Origin of the sequence: Citrobacter sp. BIDMC107, from assembly GCF_001037575.1 — a bacterium.
Classification (GTDB): domain Bacteria; phylum Pseudomonadota; class Gammaproteobacteria; order Enterobacterales; family Enterobacteriaceae; genus Citrobacter; species Citrobacter freundii.
In genome coordinates, this window is sequence record NZ_KQ089848.1 from 2,764,607 (window position 1) to 2,785,528 (window position 20,922).

The window sequence follows — 20,922 nt, forward strand, 5'->3', positions numbered from 1 at the left end:
ATCCGGCACTGAAGGTTATTGCTCGGTGCTCGGCGTATTAATCATGCGGTTCAGCCATGGCACCATAATCGCCATCACCACCGTTACGGCCAGGGTCACCAGACCAATCTTACTGAAGACGTTGGTATAGATAGGCAGCGTTTGCAGCGGGTCGGTGATGTTCTCTGGTACGGCGGTGAACGTCGCGACATAACCCCCCATCAGGAAGGCTGCTGCCTGGGTCAGGAACCACATCCCGAGAATAAAGCCCATCAGGTGTTGTGGCACGAGAGCAGCGACCATAGCCAGCCCCAGGGCGCTAATCAGCAGTTCACCCAGGCTCTGGAACAGATACACCAGCACGATAAACCACGGCGACGTCAGCCCCTGCGCATCGGCAAACCACATTCCGGCTGCAGCGGCGGTCAGGAAACCCAGCGAGCACAGGAACATACCGAGCGTAAACTTCATCGGCATGGTCAGGTCTTTACCTTTGTTGCCCAGGCGGGTATAGATTGCAGCCAGTACCGGACTCGCCAGTACCACCCAGAACGGGTTCAGCGCCTGGAAGCTTACCGGGTTGATGGCGAAACCAAGAATTTCATGGTGCACGTTATTGATAGCAAAGAAGTTCAGTGAAGTTGGCATCTGCGCGTACAGGACGTAGAACACCACCGCTTCCAGCATCAGGATAAAGGCCACGAACATTTTGTTGCGCCCGGTTTTATCCAGTTTGAAGGCCTGACGGAAGAAGATGATCGTCACGGCAATTGACAGGACGATCAGCACCAGGTTGGCAATCTGCACGTTGTGCATCAGCCAGGCGCAGATAAATACCATCACTACCGTTCCAGCCAGCACGCAGAATAGATTACGGAAATTCAGCGGCTTATGGTCCGGCTCTGAACCGATATTCTTCACCATTCCACGGCAGGCAAAGTAGACCAACAGCGCGACAATAAGCCCGGCCCCGCACAGATTATAGGTCACCGCGTAGCCAAACTTATCGGCAATCACCGGTGCCAGCGACAACGACAGCAGTGAACCGATGTTAATCGACATATAAAACAGGGTGAAGGCACCGTCCAGACGGGCGTCTTTCGGTGGATAGCATTTTGACAGCAGGCTTGCCGGGTTGGCTTTAAACAGCCCATTACCGACGGCAATGGTACCCAAAGCAATAAAAATCAGGTCGGGCTTAAGCAGTGACATCCCGGTCATGAAGTAGCCGATCGCCAGCACAATGGCGCCGAGTACCAGCGTGCGCTTGGTACCTAACAGATGGTCGCCGACGTAGCCGCCGATCGAGATCAGGCCGTAGACCAGCGCGGCAAATGCACCAAAGGTGACAAATGCCTGTTCCTGCGAAAAGCCGAGCTGCTTAACAAAAAATACCGCCAGGATGCCCTGAACGCCGTAATAGCCAAATCGTTCCCATAATTCCACAAAGAAGATCATGAAGAACGGACGAGGTTGCTGCAGCAAGCCCGTAGGTGCAGTTTTATTCATATTCCATCGCCTTTCAAAGCCATCCCGAAAAGTATGAACGCGTATGCTTAAACGCGCCGAAAAAGTCTTATTTTGTTATAGACTGCGGTTATTGGCCGCAGGCGTAGAGTATTATAGAGATAGTTTTCGATCCAATTAGTTGATCACACTAATTATGATTTATTTGTTGGGTTGATGTACTAATTGTGTCTGAATGATAAAAACAAAAACGCCCGCAAAGGCGGGCGTTTACAGGCTTAACGACTTGTAGCGCGTCGGGTTATCTCCCGACGGCCAGCGTTTTATGCTTCTTCGTCGTCACGCAGCGGAACAATCAACATGTCGACGTGGACAGTGTTGATCAGTTGGCGCGCGGAGGACATTAGCTTGCTCCAGAAATCCTGGTGATGACCACAAACGACCAGATCCATGTCGTATTTTTTGATGGCATCAACCAGAACCTGACCCAGGTCGCCGCTACCGCTCAGGGTTTCGGTGATAGGGTAGCCTGCGTTGGTGGAAAGCTCGGTTAGCGCGTGGTGGGTTTCTTCAGAAATGCGTTTCTGCATGTCGCCCAGATTCACGTCGATAAGCCCGGTGTACAGGTCGGAATAGTTTACGTCAACGTGGATAAGGGAGACTTTAGCATTGTAAGGCCGCGCCATAGAGACCGCTTTTTCAACCAGAACTTTGCTTTCCGGAGAAAGATCAACCGCGATAAGAATGTGTTTATAAGCCATAGTGTTACTCCTTCCATAAGTTGTCGATGACTAGCCTGCTGGCGTTTACCTGCCGCCGCGTCATCCGCATCCTGCGAACCTTGCGCGCGGGGCTAGCCCAGTCGTAAAAACGTACCATATAAGGACTATCCTTACATTATAGCGACCAGGATAATCCGTCAATCCGCCTTGCTTGCCAAGCAGTTAAACAAATTTTTTAGTTAATTGCATTGATAGCGATTAACCTTCTGGCAAAAAAATTAACTAATCTCCTACACTATCTAGAGAGGCGTTCGGATGCGTGATACTAATACGAACGGTTCGGCTGTACTCTTCACTGAATGGTTTGGCAGGGTATCGGGGAGCGGTAGTCCCGGAAAGGAGTTCCGTGGGCGGGTCGCCGGGGAGGAGGTATGATAAGCACCATTGCATTGTTCTGGGCTTTATGTGTCGTTTGCATTGTTAATATGGCGCGCTATTTTTCTTCGCTACGCGCACTGTTAGTGGTACTTCGTGGTTGCGATCCATTGCTTTACCAGTATGTAGATGGTGGGGGCTTTTTTACCTCGCATGGGCAACCGAACAAGCAGATGCGTCTGGTGTGGTATATCTACGCTCAGCGTTACCGCGATCATCATGATGATGAGTTTATTCGCCGCTGTGAGCGGGTTCGCGGTCAGTTCATCCTCACCAGCGCGCTATGTGGCCTGGTGCTAATCAGCATGGTTGCGCTGATTATCTGGCACTGATGCCAACGACAGATACAAAAAAAGCGGGTCAGAAACTGACCCGCTTTTTTACCGTGCATTCGCTTAGATAAGCTTCAGAGAGAGCCAGTAAAGCCCGCCGGAAAGAAGAATTGCGGCTGGCAGGGTGAAGACCCAGGCCATCAGAATGCTGGTCACCGTTTTACGCTGTAAACCGCCGCCATCAACAACCATCGTCCCCGCAACGGAAGAAGAGAGAACGTGGGTGGTGGAAACGGGCATACCGGTGTAACTGGCGAGACCGATAGAGACTGCGGCGGTCATCTGTGCCGACATCCCCTGGGCATAGGTCATGCCTTTCTTACCGATTTTCTCACCAATGGTGGTGGCTACGCGACGCCAGCCGATCATGGTACCAATGCCCAGCGCCAGTGCGACGGCCATAATGATCCAGATAGGCGCGTACTCAATGGTGCTCAGCATGTCAGCTTTCAGTTTCTTCAGCAGACGCTGATCGTCAGTGCTTACGCCAGGCAGCTTAACCACTTTATCGGTGGTATCAGAGATGCAGAGCATAATGCGACGCAGCTGACCACGCTGTTCGACGCTTAACTTGTCGTAGGTTTCCAGGTTCGCCAGCATACCTTTCGCACGTTCCAGCGCGTTGATGGTATTCGCCGGGTGGCAATGGAACTCTGTCGTCGTCGCTGGTGCCGCGTCCGTCGGGGACGGAATCAACTGGTCTACGCCTGTGGCCTGTTTAAGGAGGTCAGGACGCTGCTGGAAGAAGACTTCGACGTTATTGATGGCATCACGGGTACGGGTAATCTCGTAACCGGAAGCATTCATATTCACCACGAAGCCTGCAGGCGCTACGCCAATCAGCACCAGCATCACCAGACCAATGCCTTTCTGCCCGTCGTTAGCGCCATGAGAGAACGCCACGCCGATAGCGGAGAGGATTAGGGCAATACGCGTCCAGAACGGCGGCTTTTTCTTGCCATCTTTCTTTTCACGTTCTGCTGGCGTCAGGTGGATACGGGCACGTTTTTTTGTACCGCTCCAGTAGCGACGCAGAATGAAAATAAGACCGCCTGCAACCACCAGACCAACAATTGGCGAGATGATAAGCGAGGCAAAAATACCGATAACTTTCGGAATGTTAAGTGCATCTACCACAGAAGTGCCGGTCATCAGCGCATTGGTTAAACCAATACCGATAATGGCGCCAATTAGCGTGTGGGAGCTGGATGCAGGCAAACCAAAGTACCAGGTACCCAGGTTCCAGATAATTGCCGCCAGCAGCATGGAGAACACCATGGCGAGGCCATGTGACGATCCCATATTGAGCAGCAGATCCGTTGGCAGCATATGCACGATGGCATATGCCACGCTGAGACCGCCCAGCAAAACACCAAAGAAGTTGAACACCGCAGCCATGACCACCGCCAATTGCGAACGCATTGCACGGGTATAGATCACGGTTGCGACAGCATTGGCTGTATCATGGAAGCCGTTAATCGCTTCGTAGAACAGCACAAAAGCCAGAGCAAGCAATAGTAAAAGCCCGGTATGTAAATCCAGGCCAGCAAACAAATGTAGCATAGGACGTTACGCCATTTTGAGGACATGAACGCGGCGCATTATCAGTGACTTTGGCGGCGCGGGCAAAGTGAAATATAGAGTTTTTTTGATTTGTCTCCTGCTTTGTTTTACACCACTAAAGAATTATCCTATATATTTCAGTTAAATACCCTTTATCGGTAGTTTGGTGCTGGTGCGACCACTGAGGAATCTTTACAATTCACACCCGCTTTTTAGAGAGGATCGCAACGTGGAAAGGTTTGATACCGTTATTATAGGCGCTGGCGCAGCGGGTATGTTTTGTGCCGCGCAGGCAGGACAAGCAGGTAGTCGCGTACTGCTGATTGATAATGGTAAAAAGCCGGGGCGTAAGATTCTCATGTCTGGCGGGGGACGCTGCAACTTTACCAATCTTTATGTCGAGCCTGCCGCCTATTTGAGCCAAAACCCCCATTTTTGCAAATCGGCGCTGGCGCGTTACACGCAGTGGGATTTTATCGACCTGGTGGGCAAACACGGTATTGCCTGGCACGAAAAAACGCTAGGCCAGCTGTTCTGCGATGATTCCGCACAGCAAATTGTCGATATGCTGGTAGACGAGTGTGAAAAAGGTAACGTAACTATGCGGTTACGTAGCGAAGTCCTGAGCGTCGAGCGAGAGGGTGATGATTTCATTCTCGAATTGAACGGGATGACCGTTGGCACGAAAAAGCTGGTTATTGCCTCCGGTGGTCTCTCTATGCCGGGTCTGGGGGCAACGCCGTTTGGTTATAAAATTGCCGAACAGTTCGGTCTGAACGTATTGCCAACGCGCGCAGGACTGGTGCCCTTTACGTTGCATAAGCCACTGCTGGAGCAGCTTCAGGTGCTCTCTGGCGTGTCCGTTTCTTCCGTTATCACCGCCGAGGACGGCACCGTCTTTCGTGAAAATCTGCTCTTTACGCACCGCGGGCTTTCTGGTCCGGCCGTACTGCAGATTTCCAGTTTTTGGCAGCCAGGCGAATTTGTCAGCATTAATTTGTTGCCGGATGTTGACCTTGCGAGCTTCCTCGATGACCAACGCAGCGCCCACCCTAATCAGAGCTTAAAGAATACGCTTGCTATGCAGTTGCCAAAACGGCTGGTGGAATGTTTACAGCAGTTAGGGCAAATCCCGGACGTCTCGCTGAAACAGCTTAATGTGCGTGATCAACAAACGCTGGTTGAGACGCTGACCGATTGGCGGGTGCAGCCGAACGGTACGGAAGGGTATCGTACCGCTGAAGTCACACTGGGCGGCGTTGATACCAATGAGCTTTCATCGCGCACGATGGAAGCACGTAAAGTGCCGGGACTCTATTTTATCGGCGAAGTTATGGACGTTACCGGCTGGTTGGGAGGCTATAACTTCCAGTGGGCATGGTCGAGTGCCTGGGCGTGCGCGCAAGATTTAGCGCCAGCCTGACGGTGACGCCCGACAACCTGAGCTGCCGGGCGTTATCATTAGTTCAGACCAAGAAAGTGCTGGGCGATTTTAAAGTAGATAATTAACCCGGTACCGTCGATAAGCGTGGCGATAAACGGGGCCGAAACCACGGCGGGATCAATGCCGATACGCTTGAGCACCATGGGGATCACTGATGACACCACGGCGCTCCACAGCGTAATGCAAACCAGCGTCAGGCTGACGATCAGCGTGATTTCCATGCCGATGCCCATCATCCACGCGCGTAAGCACCCTGCCAGGCCCAGCGTCAGAGCGATCAGCAGCGAAGTTGAAACTTCTTTGCGGATCACCCGGCCCATATCGCGCAGCCGCACTTCTCCCAGCGCCATTGAACGTACCAGCGTCGAAGTGATCTGCGTACCGCTGTTGCCGCCAGTACCAATTAATAGCGGAATAAAAAAGGCCAGGGCAATTGCAGATTCCAGCGCCTCTTCAAAATGCTGAAGCACGCTGCTGGTATAGGCTTCTGCGACAAACAGCAGCAGGAGCCAGACCGAACGTTTTTTCCACAATGTCCACGGACTAATTTCCAGATAGGGTTTTTCCAGCGGTAGCGTGGCGCCCTGAAGCTGAACGTCTTCGGTAACATCATCTTCCTGTAGATGAGCGATCTCTTTTTCCATCAGACAACCGACCAGCTCACCTCTCTCAACGACAGCAACCAGATCGACTTCGCGTTCGGCTAACTCGGCAACGACCTGCGCCCGTTCATCATCAGGCTTTACATGAAATAAACAGCTGTCCGTAAGATGATTGATGTTCAGCGACGTATCTTTTTCCTGCAATAAGCGCTTGATGGATAACACCCCGCGCAGCGCTTTTCCGGCCACAACAAAGACCTGGCCTGGGATGTCATCCGTTGTGAGTTGGGAGACAAAGTACTCGCGAGCGCCGTTCACGCTGAGATGGTCCGGCAGAGTAATAAAATCGGTGCGCATATATTGGGCGATAGCGTCGCCGTTGAAATCCGGCATAGGATGATGAGCGGCGCAGAGTGGCATAGATGACATGGTGTAATTCCCTATAAAAATCTCTCATAGGGGCGAACAAGACAGGGTTAGCACAGGCAGATCCCTACGTCCTGGTTTTAGCACTGAACAACGTATCTGTCCGATGGTGAAATCGTCAGAAGTTACCTTGGCAACACCTTGATTCGATGGATGCCTGTATTTCCCTGAGTGGTCTCTCTCGATACCAGCAGGGCGGTAACTTGTATTTGTACAGGAGCCTCGCCATAACGAGATCGGTAAATGAGCCGCTATTATAGGGATGCCTAATCATTGATTATGTTTATAGTTGCGATTGTTTATCAATCGTTGATATACGAAATATTTCTTGTGCCAGGGCTGAACTGGAAACGACAACCGAATAGACATATTGAATCCAGGTGTTAGTATTCAATAGACAGCAGTTATGAGTATGCGTGTTTCATTTCCGGCCAGGAACGCTGATGATGACAACATTACTACCCGATTTCACAGCATTTTCGTCACTCACTTCCTTCGCGGCGTGCGTTGCTATTACGCCTGTCCGCACTCTGGCCATTATTTCTCATTCCTTCTCATCCCGGATGGAATCTCCCGCTGAATAGCTGTTCAGTGGGCTTTGTGACACGCATCGTTTGATAACAGGGATTACGGCGGGTCGGATATGGAAAAGATTAAGCGTCATCTGGTGTGGTGGGGCGCGGGTATTGTGGTGGTGGTTGCTGCAATAGCATGGTGGATGTTGCGTCCTGCGGGGATTCCGGAAGGTTTCGCGGCCAGCAACGGCAGAATAGAAGCTACCGAAGTGGATATTGCCACCAAGATTGCCGGAAGAATTGACACAATCCTCGTATCGGAAGGGCAGTTCGTTCGTCAGGGCGAGGTGCTGGCGAAAATGGATACCCGCGTGCTGCAGGAGCAGCGGCTGGAAGCTGTCGCGCAAATCAAAGAAGCCGAAAGCGCGGTGGCTGCGGCACGAGCGCTGCTGGAACAGCGGCAAAGTGAAATGCGCGCCGCGCAGTCGGTGGTAAAACAGCGCGAGGCGGAACTGCAGTCGGTCTCTAAACGTCACGTTCGCTCCCGTTCGCTATCCCTGCGTGGGGCTGTATCCGAGCAACAACTGGATGACGACAGGGCAGCGGCTGAAAGCGCTCGCGCGGCACTGGAATCCGCAAAGGCGCAGGTCTCTGCGGCAAAAGCCGCAATTGAAGCCGCTCGTACCAGCATCATTCAGGCGCAAACCCGCGTAGAAGCCGCGCAGGCTACCGAACGTCGCATTGCCGCTGATATTGATGACAGCGAGCTGAAAGCCCCGCGCGATGGTCGCGTGCAGTACCGTGTCGCCGAACCGGGCGAGGTGCTTTCCGCGGGCGGTCGCGTACTGAATATGGTCGATCTCAGCGATGTCTACATGACGTTCTTCTTACCTACCGAACAGGCTGGTTTATTGAAGATTGGTGGCGAAGCTCGCCTGGTGCTGGATGCCGCGCCGGATCTGCGTATTCCGGCGACCATTAGCTTTGTGGCTAGTGTTGCGCAGTTCACACCGAAAACGGTCGAAACCAGTGATGAACGGCTGAAGCTGATGTTCCGCGTTAAAGCGCGTATCCCGCCAGAGCTGTTGCAGCAGCATCTGGAGTACGTGAAAACCGGTCTGCCGGGCATGGCGTGGGTGCGTGTTGATGAAAATCGCCCCTGGCCTGACGACCTGGTGGTGAGGTTGCCGCAATGACGCATCTGGCGCTGGTTCCCGTTCCTCCCGTGGCGCACCTTGACGGCGTGAGTCAGCATTACGGGAAAACGGTCGCGCTGAACAACATCACGCTGGATATCCCTGCCCGCTGTATGGTGGGGCTTATTGGCCCGGATGGCGTCGGAAAATCGAGCCTGCTGTCGCTCATCTCCGGCGCGCGGGTCATTGAACACGGCAACGTGATGGTGTTGGGCGGCGATATGCGCGACCCAAAACATCGACGGGATGTCTGCCCGCGCATTGCCTGGATGCCGCAGGGGTTAGGGAAAAACCTGTACCATACGCTGTCGGTGTATGAGAACGTCGATTTCTTTGCCCGGCTGTTTGGTCATGATAAAGCGGAACGCGAAGCGCGGATTACCGAGCTGCTGAACAGCACCGGCCTGGCACCGTTTCGCGACCGTCCCGCCGGGAAACTCTCGGGCGGGATGAAGCAAAAACTGGGGCTGTGCTGCGCGTTAATCCACGACCCGGAACTGTTAATTCTCGATGAACCCACCACCGGGGTCGATCCGCTGTCCCGCGCCCAGTTCTGGGATCTAATTAACAGCATTCGCCAGCGGCAGACCAACATGAGCGTGCTGGTTGCGACCGCTTACATGGAAGAAGCCGAGCGCTTTGACTGGCTGGTAGCGATGAACGCCGGGGAGGTGTTAGCCACCGGGAGCGCCCAGCAGCTACGCGAACAAACCAACAGCAACACGCTGGAGCAGGCGTTTATCGCGCTGCTACCTGAAGCCCAGCGCCAGGCGCATAAGCCGGTGGTGATCCCACCGTATCACGCTGAGCAGGAAGAGATTGCCATTGAGGCGAAAGACCTGACTATGCGCTTCGGTAAGTTTGTCGCCGTTGACCACGTTAACTTTCGTATTCCGCGCGGGGAAATCTTCGGTTTTCTCGGCTCCAACGGCTGCGGTAAATCCACCACCATGAAGATGCTCACCGGTCTGCTACCCGCAAGCGAAGGTGAGGCCTGGTTGTTTGGGCAAGCGGTTGACCCGAAGAATATCGATACCCGCCGCCGGGTGGGCTATATGTCGCAGGCGTTTTCGCTCTACAGCGAGCTGACCGTCCGGCAAAACCTCGAACTACATGCGCGACTGTTCCATATCCCCGAAGCGGAAATCCCCGGGCGGGTACAAGAGATGAGCGAGCGTTTTTCGCTGACCGATGTCGAAGACGCGTTGCCCGGCGCGCTGCCGTTGGGGATCCGTCAACGCCTGTCGCTGGCGGTGGCGGTGATCCATCGCCCGGAAATGCTCATTCTTGATGAGCCGACCTCCGGGGTCGATCCGGTGGCGAGGGACATGTTCTGGCAACTGATGGTCGATCTGTCGCGGCAGGACAAAGTGACCATTTTTATCTCCACCCACTTTATGAACGAAGCGGAGCGCTGCGACCGGATGTCGCTGATGCACGCCGGAAAAGTGCTGGCCAGCGGCACGCCGCAGGAACTGGTGAAACAGCGTGGCGCTGCCAGTCTGGAAGAGGCGTTTATCTCCTGGTTACAGGAAGCGGCAGGCCCGGCACCGGAAGCTCAGTTACCGCCAGCCAATGTTCCGATAGCGCATGAAAATAGTCAGCCGCCGCGGCAGGGCTTTAGCCTGCGGCGGTTGTTCAGCTACAGCCGCCGTGAAGCGCTGGAACTACGACGCGATCCGGTACGTTCAACGCTGGCGCTGATGGGCACAGTGATCCTGATGCTGATCATGGGCTACGGCATCAGCATGGATGTGGAAAATCTGCGTTTTTCGGTGCTCGATCGTGACCAGACCGTCAGCAGCCAGGCGTGGACGCTGAATCTGGCGGGATCGCGCTATTTTATCGAACAGCCGCCGCTCACCAGTTATGACGAGCTGGACAAACGGATGCGTTCGGGCGAAGTGGCGGTAGCAATAGAGATCCCGCCAAACTTTGGCCGCGATATCGCGCGTGGCACGCCGGTGAAGATTGGCGTCTGGGTCGATGGCGCAATGCCGAGCCGCGCTGAAACGGTCAGAGGCTACGTACAGGCGATGCACCAGACCTGGCTGCAGGATGTGATGGCGCGTCAACCCAATTCCAGTGGTCAAAACGGGCTGATGACCATTGAAACTCGCTATCGTTACAACCCGGATGTGAAGAGTCTGCCGGCAATTGTTCCGGCGGTGATCCCGCTGCTGCTGATGATGATCCCCTCGATGCTCAGCGCCCTCAGCGTAGTGCGTGAGAAAGAGCTGGGGTCGATTATCAACCTGTACGTTACGCCCACGACTCGCAGCGAGTTTTTACTCGGCAAACAGTTGCCGTACATCGTGCTGGGCATGCTGAACTTCCTGCTGCTGTGTGCGCTGTCAGTTTTTGTGTTCGGCGTCCCGCATAAGGGGAGTTTTTTAACCCTGACGCTGGCCGCGCTGTTGTACGTCACCATTGCCACCGGGCTGGGTCTGTTAATTTCCACGTTTATGAAAAGCCAGATCGCGGCCATTTTTGGTACGGCGATTATTACGCTGATCCCGGCGACGCAGTTTTCCGGGATGATCGACCCGGTCGCCTCGCTCGAAGGGCCTGGACGCTGGATTGGTGAAATTTACCCGACCAGCCATTTTCTGACCATCGCGCGTGGGACGTTCTCTAAAGCGTTGGATCTGACCGATCTCTGGCAGCTGTTTATTCCGCTGGCGGTAGCCATTCCGGTGGTGATTGGTCTGAGCGTATTACTGCTGAAAAAACAGGAGGGGTGATGCGCCGATTACGCAATATTTATAACCTCGGTATCAAAGAGTTGCGCAGCCTGCTGGGTGACAAAGCGATGCTGACGCTGATCGTCTTTGCCTTCACGATTTCGGTTTATTCTTCCGCGACCGTCCTGCCGGGTTCGCTGCATTTGGCTCCGATTGCTATTGCCGATATGGACCAGTCGCAGTTGTCGAACCGGATTGTGAACAGCTTTTATCGCCCGTGGTTTTTACCGCCGGAGATGATCACCGCTGATGAGATGGATGCCGGACTGGACGCCGGGCGCTACACCTTCGCCGTGAACATTCCACCTGATTTTCAGCGTGATGTGTTGGCCGGTCGGCAGCCGGATATACAGGTTAACGTCGATGCCACGCGGATGAGCCAGGCCTTTACCGGCAACAGCTATATCCAGAATATCATCAGCGGCGAGGTGAACAGCTTTGTGGCGCGTTACCGTGACAACAATGAGCCGCCGGTGGCGTTGGAAATGCGTATGCGCTTTAACCCTAATCTGGAACCTGCCCGCTTTGGCGCGGTGATGGCGATTATCAACAACATCACCATGCTGGCGATCGTGCTTACCGGGTCGGCGCTGATCCGCGAGCGCGAGCACGGGACAATAGAACATCTGCTGGTTATGCCGGTGACGCCGTTTGAGATCATGATGGCAAAAATCTGGTCGATGGGTCTGGTGGTGCTGGTGGTTTCCGGTCTGTCGCTGATGCTGATGGTAAAAGGCGTGCTCGGCGTACCGATTGAAGGTTCGATACCGCTGTTTATGCTGGGCGTGGCGCTGAGCCTGTTCGCCACCACTTCGATCGGTATTTTTATGGGCACGCTGGCGCGCTCTATGCCGCAGCTGGGGTTACTGATGATTCTGGTACTGCTGCCGCTACAGATGCTCTCTGGTGGTTCTACACCGCGTGAAAGCATGCCGCAGGCGGTGCAGGACATAATGCTGACTATGCCAACTACCCATTTTGTCAGCCTCGCGCAGGCGATACTTTACCGCGGCGCAGGGTTTGGCATCGTCTGGCCGCAGTTCCTGACGCTGTTGGCAATTGGCAGCGCGTTCTTCCTGATAGCGCTGTTGCGCTTTCGAAAGACGATTGGCACGATGGCGTAATTGGTTGGCTTCATATCTTGACTGCATTGTATGCTGTTATAATATGACTTCAAAGGATGAAGTCATAAGGACATGCGATGAAGGAAAAAGTGTTGTCTTTACGCAAAAAGCAAAAGAACACGCTGGATCAGCTTTTTAAAGCACCGACGCCGCAGGGAATCAAGTGGTCGGAAATTGAGTCACTGATCAAGGCGTTAGGTGGCGAAATCAAAGAAGGACGAGGCTCGCGATGTAAATTTCTTTTAAATAAGAGCATTGCGAGTTTTCATAGACCACATCCTTCTCCGGATACAGATAAAGGCGCGGTCGAAAACGTACGTGACTGGTTAACAAGTATAGGGGTAAAACCATGATCAAACCCAAAACGCCAAACTCAATGGAAATCGCCGGTCAACCTGCGGTAATTAATTATGTCCCTGAGCTTAATGCGTTTCGCGGTAAGTTCCTGGGATTGTCAGGCTATTGTGATTTTGTCTCTGACAGCATTCAGGGGCTGCAAAAAGAGGGGGAGATCTCCTTACGAGAGTATCTTGATGATTGCTCTGCCGCAGGGATAGAACCTTACGCAAACCCGGAAAAGCTGAAGACGTTTACTCTGCGCTATCCAGAGTCTTTCGGAGAACGTTTAAGTTTTGCGGCAGCGGAAGAACAGGTATCAGTCAATACATGGATCATCGAAACGCTCAGCAAAAGTCTCAAACAGGCATAGTTGCTAGTTGGTTTGCTCATTATTGCCAGGGGCTTCGCTTGCCTGGCCTACAAACGGTAACGGAGTAGGCCGGATAAGGCGTAGCCGCCATCCGGCAACGAAACAGGCAATTACTCTTCTTTCGGCAGGCACTGCAAATGACCGTGGCGCACGCCGCGCTGGGAGATCACGTCATCGGCAAAATGCTGTACATCGCCCATGTCGCCTTTTAGTACGGCGATTTCCAGGCAGTCGTCATGGTTGATGTGCACGTGCAGCGTGGCGACCGATAAATCGTGGTGGTGGTGTTGGGTAGAAACAATGCGGCTCGCCAGGTCACGCTTCTCATGCTCATAAACATACGAGAGCACCGCGAAGCCCTGAGTGCCGTGCTCCTGAGTGGTTTCCTGCGCCAGTGCGCTGCGCAGAATATCGCGGATCGCTTCGGAACGGTTGTTGTAGCCACGGCGCTGACTCAGGCCGTCGAGCGTTTCTAATAAATCGTCATCAAGTGTGATGGTGATACGTTGCATCAGATTTCAACCTTACGATATTGCGCGGCGGCGCACGGGAATGAAAACATTACAGCCTGTGTACGGCGTCGGCGGTCAGGGTAAATGGCGTGGGGGTGCAAACCGCCAGGCTCAGGGTATCGATCTGGCACTGGCTGACGGAGAGTGAGGAGGTCAGTGCGGTACTGTCGACGCTGACGATTTGCCAGGCACTGCCGCCGCGCTGTTTCACGATAGCTTCTTTACGCGTCCAGATGCGCCAGAACGCCGCCAGCTGTTGCTCCGGGTGTTCGGCTTCAACTTCAGCGTGTTCCCCAAGACTGAATACCGTATTTGCCAGCGTTTGCCAGTTATCGCGCGGGCGAATAACTTCAATATCGCAGCCGACTTCCCCTTCGTCGCTGAGCAGCAGGACGATGTCATCGCCGCTATGGCTGAGATTGAACCACAGCGGCGTGTCGGCGGAAAAGGCCGGTTTTCCTTGCTCGCCATAGATGATGTTCGGTAATGGCGAAAGGGCATGGGAAAGCAGCACGCGACCTGCCAGCCAGCGCGCACGGCGAACACCTTGCGGCGCTTGCTCTTTCATCGCGGCAGGCAGTTCGCCAGCGCTTAAAACAGAAACTTTCCCAAGAACGATCCGGTACATATCAGGACTAACCTTTAGTAATAATGGGGTTGTGTACCACTCTTCACATGCTGTTTGCAAGTTTATCCCGGTAATCGACTTTTGGGCCTGCCGGGTCCCAGTAAAATTGCCAGTTTGCTACCGCCTGTGGTCGTTTCCATCCAGATTTTACACACGCTGGTTAGCGGCACGGAGAGCAGCATGCCTACCGGGCCGAGCAGCCATCCCCATACCAACAAAGAGAGGAAGACGATAAGCGTCGATAATCCCAGCCGATGCCCCATCATGCGGGGTTCGAGGATATTGCCAATAACCATATGCACCACCAGGAACAGCGCACCAACCAGTACGCATTCGTAAATGCCGTTGAACAGCAGCGCCTGGATCATGGGCGGGACGGCGGAAATGACCGAGCCAATGTTGGGCACGTAGTTTAGCAGGAAGGCCAGCACGCCCCACATCAGAGCAAACTGAATCCCCATCAGCGCCAGACCCAGCCAGATGATGGCACCGGTCCATAAGCTGAGCAACGTTTTCAGTGCCAGATAGTGAGATACGCCCTTGAGCGCCCGATGCAGCCCCGCAATATGGATTTGTGGGTTGTTCAGCGAAAAGCGCAGCTTATAAGGAACATGACGTACCTCAAACAGCATAAAGACGACTGTCATCACCAGCAGAACGACGCTGGCCATGGCGCCGGAAAGACTTGTCATCAGCGTGGTGGTGAAGGTCATTATTTTGTCGGAGTCCATACGTTGCAGCATGCGCTCCGGGGACATATGCAGATTTAAAAAGGGAACCATCTCTTGCAGATGCAGGACCTTACGTGTCAGCTCCTTGTTGTATTTGGGTAGCATGGCCATGAATTCCGTGATCGAAGACGCGAGGACGCCGATCAGTGCCGTGAGGACGAACAGCATCACCACCACTACGAGCGTAATGGCAACCGGGCGACGTACTCCCCGGCGAATAAACCAGGCGACCAGCGGATTCAATACAATGGCAAAAAAGAGGGCCAGCAGCAGTTGCACAATGATATCCGCCGCGGCATGAATACCGGCGAGGATCACCACCAGAGCAGCCAGTTTGAGTAAAATGTGCAAACCCGTTTTATCGGGCTGAGCGGTTGTCATATTTTCTTCCTGTTTGCGTTTTTGCATTAAGTGTAGCGGCTGGCTTGCGGCTGAGATTCCTAAACTGACTGCTGATTTCTGCGCGGCAACATGGTAGAAATGAAACACTGTTGTGAAAACGTGGTGACCCTTCATGCCCGAACCCGTCGCTGAACCGACGCTGAGCGGTTTACGCCTTAATCTGCGCATTGTCTCTGTGGTGATGTTCAACTTCGCCAGCTATCTGACCATCGGCCTGCCGCTCGCGGTATTGCCGGGCTACGTCCACGATGTGATGGGGTTCAGCGCCTTCTGGGCTGGGCTGGTTATCAGCCTGCAATATTTCGCTACGCTGCTGAGCCGTCCGCATGCAGGTCGCTATGCCGACCTGCTGGGGCCAAAGAAAATTGTGGTATTCGGACTGTGCGGCTGCTTTTTAAGTGGTCTGGGCTATTTACTGGCGGGATCAACGAACGGCTGGCCGTTGGCTAGTCTGCTGCTGCTGTGTCTGGGGCGGGTGATTCTCGGGATCGGGCAAAGCTTTGCCGGAACTGGCTCTACGCTGTGGGGCGTGGGGGTAGTTGGCTCAATGCACATCGGACGGGTGATTTCCTGGAATGGCATCGTGACCTATGGCGCGATGGCGATAGGCGCGCCGCTGGGCGTTCTGTTTTATGCCTGGGGGGACTTACAGGGGCTGGCGCTGACCGTGATGGGCGTGGCGCTGGTGGCGATACTGCTGGCGCTCCCTCGTCCTGCGGTGAAGGCCAGCAAAGGCAAACCGTTGCCGTTTCGCGCGGTGCTCGGGCGCGTCTGGTTGTACGGTATGGCGCTGGCCCTGGCCTCCGCTGGATTTGGGGTGATCGCCACGTTTATTACCCTGTTTTATGATGCCAAAGGCTGGGACGGCGCAGCTTTCGCGCTGACGCTTTTTAGCTGCACATTTGTCGGCACTCGACTGTTGTTCCCAAATGGTATCAACCGTTTAGGCGGGCTGAATGTGGCGATGATTTGCTTTAGCGTCGAGATTGTCGGGCTGCTGCTGGTCGGGATGGCTTCCATGCCGTGGATGGCGAAAATCGGCGTTCTGCTGGCTGGGGCTGGGTTCTCACTGGTTTTCCCGGCGCTGGGCGTGGTAGCGGTAAAAGCCGTCCCGCAGCAAAATCAGGGCGCTGCGCTGGCGACCTACACGGTGTTTATGGATTTATCGCTGGGGGTTACCGGGCCGCTGGCCGGGTTGATAATGACGTGGGCGGGCGTGCCGGTTATCTATCTGGCGGCAGCTGGGCTGGTGGCGGTGGCGTTATTGCTGACATGGCGGCTAAAAAAACGGCCTCAGGTGGTGTCACCGGAGGCCGCGTCATCGTCTTAACCGTTACTGGATAACCAGCGTGTTAATGATGTTTTCTGCGGTAGTCTGCGCTTTTTGCTGATCGTCAGCAGGCAGCGTGATTTGCAGGGTCAGCAGTTGATTGTCCACTTTACCCAGCACTACGGAAGAGTAAGCGGTCTGGCCTTTGGCTGAGATGATGCTGTCTAACTGCTGCAGCGTGTGGCCTTTCAGCTCAATAGATTTATTGGTGACGACCTGCAGTTGTGGGTCGCGGCTACGCTGCTGATCTTCCAGACGTTTTGCCAGCACGGCCAGGTCTTCGTTGGTGTTGTCGCCAACAATCACAATCACCGCTTTCTGGCCGGTTGCGTCAGAATAGACGTGCATATTGTTCGCCTGGGTGCCCAGCTTGCCGCTCTGATCGGTCATATCTGCTGGCAGGGAAAAACTGAGTTTGCCGTCCAGCAGGCTGACCGGTTGTCCGCTGGCGCTACTTTCTGCGGCAGCACCCTCGGCTGGCGCTTTTGTATCGCTATTATCACAGGCTGCAAGCCCCATAACCAGCAGGCCAATACCGACATATTTAACCAGATTGCGCATTGACTTCTTCCTTTCGATAAACGGCCATAACGGCTCATTCGTCCATCTTATCACAACTCGGAAAATGAACCTTTAACTCGTCTGCAATGCAGCGATTTCGGATTTATCTGCCAGCCTTTTCAGCAACATATTCAGCAGCACGCCGTACATTGGCAGGAAGAAAATAATGCTGATCAGCACCTTGAAACAGTAATCGACCAGCGCGATTTCCATCCAGTGCTCGGCCATGAAGGCATCCGGACTACGCCAGAAAGCGATAAAGAAGAAGGCCAACGTATCGCTGATATTGCCAAATAGTGTGGACGCTGTCGGTGCCAGCCACCAACGACGGTTCTGGCGCAGGCGGTTAAAGACATGCACATCCAGAATTTGTCCCAGCGCGTAAGCCATAAAGCTGGCGGCGGCGATACGGGCAACAAACAGGTTAAAGTGCAGCAGTGCGCCAAATCCCTGCCACGATCCCATATAAAACAGGGACGAAACGACATAGGAGATCAGCAACGCGGGGATCATCACCGCAAAGATGATACGTCGAGCCAGCGGCGCGCCAAAAATACGCACGGTCAGGTCGGTCGCGAGGAAAATAAACGGAAAGCTAAACGCGCCCCATGTGGTATGGAAACCAAAAATGGAGATTGGAAGCTGCACCAGATAGTTGCTGGAGGTGATCACCAGCAGATGAAATAGCGATAGCCAGAACAACGCTTTTACGCGCTGAGTTTGTGTAAACGGAGTCATATTGTGACCTTTTTGTTGGATGGGGTGAGGGAACCCAATAAAAAACCGTCGCATGATACTGCTTTAAGAGCACATTGCAATGGTTGTTTTTCACGCAATCGTTAACCTGATTGGCTTACGCCACAACAGAGCGTAAAATAACGCCGTTTTTGTATGAATGAGACGACGATGAGCGACCTGTTTACTTCCCCCGACCATACTCTTGATGCCCAGGGACTGCGCTGCCCGGAACCGGTGATGATGGTGCGTAAAACCGTACGTGGCATGCAGGCCGGTGAAACACTGCTGATTGTCGCCGACGATCCGGCAACAACCCGCGATATTCCTGGCTTCTGTACCTTTATGGAGCATGAGCTGGTGGCCAAAGAGACCGACTCGCTGCCGTACCGCTATCTGCTGCGTAAAGGTCACTAGTTTTGTTTGCCGGATGGCGCCAGCGCTTATCCGGCCTACAAAGAACGTGTAACCCGTAGGCTGGATAAGGCCACGCCGTCATCCGGCAAAAAACTATCCTTTACGTAACAACCGCAGCGCGTTAGCGGTCACCAGTACCGTTGCCCCCGTATCGGCCAGCACTGCCAGCCACAATCCGGTTATCCCGAGCAGCGTGGTGACGAGGAAAATCCCCTTCAGGCCCAGCGCAATCGCAATGTTCTGGCGAATATTGGCATGGGTGGCCCGCGCCAATTGAATCATTTGCACCAGACCGCGCAGGCGGTTGTGGGTCAGGGCGGCATCGGCGGTTTCCAGCGCGACGTCGGTCCCGCTTCCCATCGCAATGCCGATGGTAGCCGCTTTCATTGCCGGAGCGTCGTTGATACCGTCGCCAACCATCGCCAGCGGCGATTGTCGGTTGAGATGGGTAACGGCCTGCACCTTATCTTCCGGCAAGAGTCCTGCTTTAAATTCGAGACCCAGTTCACCGGCAATGGCGGCCGCCGCACGCGGGTTATCACCGGTCAGGATCACGCCTTTCACGCCAATCTGATCAAGCTCGGCGATAGCGCTGCGAGCGTCGTCGCGCAGCGTGTCCTGTAGGGCCAGCACGCCGAGTACAGTATCGTTACGCAGCACCAGCACCACCGTTTGGCCCGCGCTTTCCAGCTCGCTTATCTGCCCGGCAAAGGCATCAGCAGGCTGCTTACCAGCGGCGCAAATCAGCACGCGTTCGCCGTTGACCAGCGCTTCAATTCCAGAGCCAACCAGAGCCCGTTGCTCTCTTGCGACAGGAATAGTCAGTTCGCGTGTTTGTGCTTCCCGGACAATCGCTTGTGCCAGCGGGTGTGTCGCACCTTGCTCTACCGCTGCCGCCAGCGCCAGCAGTTCAGCTTCGCCAATACCGCTCGCCGGGTGAATCGCAGTGACGCGCGGTTTACCGATGGTCAGGGTGCCAGTTTTATCAAACGCCACCTGCGTGACCCTACCCAACTGTTCCAACGCGGCACCGCCTTTGATTAACGCTCCACGACGCGCCGCGGCGGCAAGACCAGAGGTAATGGCTGCGGGGGTTGAAATCACCAGTGCACAAGGACAGCCAATCAACAGCAGCGTCAGTCCTTTATAAATCCACTCCTGCCAGGATGCGGCAAACAGCAGCGGCGGCACGAGGGTGACCAGCAGCGCAACCGCCATAATTGCTGGAGTGTAAATTCGACTGAAACGGTCAATAAAGCGCTCAATGGGGGCGCGACGTTCTTCCGCTTCTTCAATAAGCTTCAGAATACGATCAATGGCGCTGGCGCCCGGTTCGGAGAGCACTTCCAGTGTAACCAGACGGTCCACGCTGGTGGCACCTGCCGGGACTTTCTCGCCGGTGGCGCGTTCAACCGGGATCGATTCGCCGGTCAGGGCGCTTTCATCAAAACTGGCAAACCCGGAGACCAGTTTGCCGTCGGCAGGTAAACGCCCACCCGCGGCAACTTCAATAACATCGCCAGGGCGGAGGCTATTAATAGCCACCTCTTCGCGCTCGCCGTTACGCAGGCGCGTGGCGGTTTCCGGTTTGAGCGCCATCAGTGCGCTGACCCCTTTACGGGCCCGGCTGGCGGCCCATCCTTCCAGGCGTTCGCCAATTAAAAACAGCAGCAGCACCATGGCGGCTTCCGCCGTCGCGCCGATAAACAGTGCGCCGATGGCGGCCACGCTCATCAATGTTTCAATGGCAAAGTAGCTGCCGGTTTTCATCAGACGCAGGGCCTGACGGGCAATGGGATACAGACCGACCAGCGTTGTGGCGATAAACGCTATCTGACCGAAGGGATGATTGAACTGCTCCAGTCCCCAGCTAATCGCCATCATGATAATCAGCGAAATCAGCGGTAGGTTTTCTTTAAAATGTGACTCGGGGGCGGCGTCCGTCGCGTGCTCATCGCGCAGGGTATAGCCTGCTTTTTGCACCGCGTTTTCAACTTGCTGGCGGATATCGGAACCGGCATCGACCACCAGTTTTTCAGTGGCGAACAGAACCTGGACCTGGTTGACGCCGCTGACCTGGCGGACCGCATTCTCTACTTTGCGGGCGCAGGCTGCGCAGTCCATGCCTGCCACTTTCCAGGAATAGCGGGTACCTAGTACGGTATCGGATACGGGCGGTGTAGTGGAGCAGCTTCCTTCGCAGCAGCAGTCATCCGCCTTTTGTGGCGCAGGCGCTGGTTTGAAAGAAGAAAATTGTGGGGCCTTTTTGCCACTGGTATCAGGTGTCGACATGGCATCCTCCGGTTGATAATCATTTCGTATTAACCGGAGGATACACTCTGGAGTCG

The 20,922-nt window shown here is 54.5% G+C and carries 19 protein-coding genes and 1 riboswitch; of the genes, 9 read left to right on the forward strand and 10 right to left on the reverse strand.

What is annotated here, in order from left to right; genetic code table 11:
* Positions 1-15: 15 nt before the first annotated feature.
* Both dtpB and uspA read right to left on the reverse strand, forming a co-directional pair.
* Positions 16-1,488 carry a dipeptide/tripeptide permease DtpB gene (dtpB, locus tag SK39_RS12830; RefSeq protein ID WP_003023364.1) on the reverse strand — a complete coding sequence of 491 codons (1,473 nt, stop codon included), beginning with the start codon at positions 1,486-1,488 and terminating at the stop codon, positions 16-18.
* Between the two features lie 281 nt (positions 1,489-1,769).
* Entirely contained in the window at positions 1,770-2,207 is a 438-nt protein-coding gene (uspA, locus tag SK39_RS12835; protein ID WP_003023368.1) for a universal stress protein UspA, read from the reverse strand.
* 392 nt (positions 2,208-2,599) lie between these two features.
* Between uspA and uspB the strand changes: the two genes are divergently transcribed.
* Positions 2,600-2,935, forward strand: coding sequence for a universal stress protein UspB (gene uspB / locus SK39_RS12840; protein ID WP_003023371.1), 336 nt, complete (start codon positions 2,600-2,602; stop codon positions 2,933-2,935).
* Positions 2,936-2,998: 63 nt separating this feature from the next.
* Here uspB and pitA read toward each other — a convergent pair whose 3' ends face one another.
* Positions 2,999-4,498, reverse strand: coding sequence for an inorganic phosphate transporter PitA (gene pitA, locus SK39_RS12845; protein ID WP_003023373.1), 1,500 nt, complete (start codon positions 4,496-4,498; stop codon positions 2,999-3,001).
* Positions 4,499-4,727: 229 nt separating this feature from the next.
* Between pitA and SK39_RS12850 the strand changes: the two genes are divergently transcribed.
* Positions 4,728-5,921, forward strand: coding sequence for a BaiN/RdsA family NAD(P)/FAD-dependent oxidoreductase (locus SK39_RS12850; protein WP_003837793.1), 1,194 nt, complete (start codon positions 4,728-4,730; stop codon positions 5,919-5,921).
* Between the two features lie 38 nt (positions 5,922-5,959).
* On the opposite strand, the gene SK39_RS12855 is transcribed toward SK39_RS12850, so the two are convergent.
* Positions 5,960-6,973, reverse strand: coding sequence for a magnesium transporter (locus tag SK39_RS12855; protein ID WP_003837796.1), 1,014 nt, complete (start codon positions 6,971-6,973; stop codon positions 5,960-5,962).
* Between the two features lie 55 nt (positions 6,974-7,028).
* A riboswitch (M-box (ykoK) riboswitch) is annotated at positions 7,029-7,212 on the reverse strand.
* A 401-nt stretch (positions 7,213-7,613) separates the two neighbouring features.
* Between SK39_RS12855 and SK39_RS12860 the strand changes: the two genes are divergently transcribed.
* From SK39_RS12860 to SK39_RS12880, 5 genes are all read left to right on the forward strand, one after another.
* On the forward strand, positions 7,614-8,681 hold the full coding sequence (locus tag SK39_RS12860; RefSeq protein WP_003023381.1) for an HlyD family secretion protein: 1,068 nt from the start codon (positions 7,614-7,616) through the stop codon (positions 8,679-8,681).
* Positions 8,678-11,425 (forward strand): ribosome-associated ATPase/putative transporter RbbA, encoded by a 2,748-nt coding sequence (gene rbbA / locus SK39_RS12865; RefSeq protein WP_032937231.1) that lies wholly within the window; start codon positions 8,678-8,680, stop codon positions 11,423-11,425. The genes SK39_RS12860 and rbbA overlap by 4 nt, the downstream gene beginning before the upstream one ends.
* Entirely contained in the window at positions 11,425-12,549 is a 1,125-nt protein-coding gene (locus SK39_RS12870) for an ABC transporter permease (protein WP_003837801.1), read from the forward strand. Before rbbA ends, SK39_RS12870 begins: the two co-directional genes overlap by 1 nt.
* A gap of 77 nt (positions 12,550-12,626) precedes the next feature.
* On the forward strand, positions 12,627-12,902 hold the full coding sequence (locus tag SK39_RS12875) for a type II toxin-antitoxin system HicA family toxin (protein ID WP_003837806.1): 276 nt from the start codon (positions 12,627-12,629) through the stop codon (positions 12,900-12,902).
* The gene (locus SK39_RS12880; protein WP_003837808.1) at positions 12,899-13,258 is read left to right on the forward strand and encodes a type II toxin-antitoxin system HicB family antitoxin; all 360 of its coding nucleotides are present in this window, start codon (positions 12,899-12,901) and stop codon (positions 13,256-13,258) included. Before SK39_RS12875 ends, SK39_RS12880 begins: the two co-directional genes overlap by 4 nt.
* A 110-nt stretch (positions 13,259-13,368) precedes the next feature.
* On the opposite strand, the gene nikR is transcribed toward SK39_RS12880, so the two are convergent.
* From nikR to SK39_RS12895, 3 genes are all read right to left on the reverse strand, one after another.
* A complete protein-coding gene (gene nikR, locus SK39_RS12885; RefSeq protein WP_032937232.1) occupies positions 13,369-13,770 on the reverse strand; it encodes a nickel-responsive transcriptional regulator NikR in 402 nt (133 codons plus the stop codon).
* Between the two features lie 49 nt (positions 13,771-13,819).
* Entirely contained in the window at positions 13,820-14,398 is a 579-nt protein-coding gene (gene acpT / locus SK39_RS12890) for a 4'-phosphopantetheinyl transferase AcpT (RefSeq protein ID WP_003023390.1), read from the reverse strand.
* Between the two features lie 62 nt (positions 14,399-14,460).
* Positions 14,461-15,510: an AI-2E family transporter gene (locus SK39_RS12895; protein ID WP_003023393.1), complete on the reverse strand. Its 1,050-nt coding sequence runs from the start codon at positions 15,508-15,510 to the stop codon at positions 14,461-14,463.
* 133 nt (positions 15,511-15,643) lie between these two features.
* Here SK39_RS12895 and SK39_RS12900 point away from each other — a divergent pair, with 133 nt between their 5' ends.
* The gene (locus SK39_RS12900; RefSeq protein WP_048217067.1) at positions 15,644-16,861 is read left to right on the forward strand and encodes an MFS transporter; all 1,218 of its coding nucleotides are present in this window, start codon (positions 15,644-15,646) and stop codon (positions 16,859-16,861) included.
* A 3-nt stretch (positions 16,862-16,864) separates the two neighbouring features.
* On the opposite strand, the gene SK39_RS12905 is transcribed toward SK39_RS12900, so the two are convergent.
* Together SK39_RS12905 and SK39_RS12910 are read right to left on the reverse strand one after the other, a co-directional pair.
* Positions 16,865-17,422, reverse strand: coding sequence for a DcrB family lipoprotein (locus SK39_RS12905; RefSeq protein WP_003837816.1), 558 nt, complete (start codon positions 17,420-17,422; stop codon positions 16,865-16,867).
* A gap of 72 nt (positions 17,423-17,494) precedes the next feature.
* Positions 17,495-18,160, reverse strand: coding sequence for a 7-cyano-7-deazaguanine/7-aminomethyl-7-deazaguanine transporter (locus tag SK39_RS12910; RefSeq protein WP_003837818.1), 666 nt, complete (start codon positions 18,158-18,160; stop codon positions 17,495-17,497).
* 168 nt (positions 18,161-18,328) lie between these two features.
* On the opposite strand from SK39_RS12910, the gene tusA reads away from it, so the two are divergent.
* Positions 18,329-18,574 carry a sulfurtransferase TusA gene (gene tusA, locus SK39_RS12915; protein WP_003023404.1) on the forward strand — a complete coding sequence of 82 codons (246 nt, stop codon included), beginning with the start codon at positions 18,329-18,331 and terminating at the stop codon, positions 18,572-18,574.
* Positions 18,575-18,667: 93 nt separating this feature from the next.
* Here tusA and zntA read toward each other — a convergent pair whose 3' ends face one another.
* The gene (gene zntA, locus SK39_RS12920) at positions 18,668-20,866 is read right to left on the reverse strand and encodes a Zn(II)/Cd(II)/Pb(II) translocating P-type ATPase ZntA (protein ID WP_048217068.1); all 2,199 of its coding nucleotides are present in this window, start codon (positions 20,864-20,866) and stop codon (positions 18,668-18,670) included.
* Between the last annotated feature and the right edge of the window lie 56 nt (positions 20,867-20,922).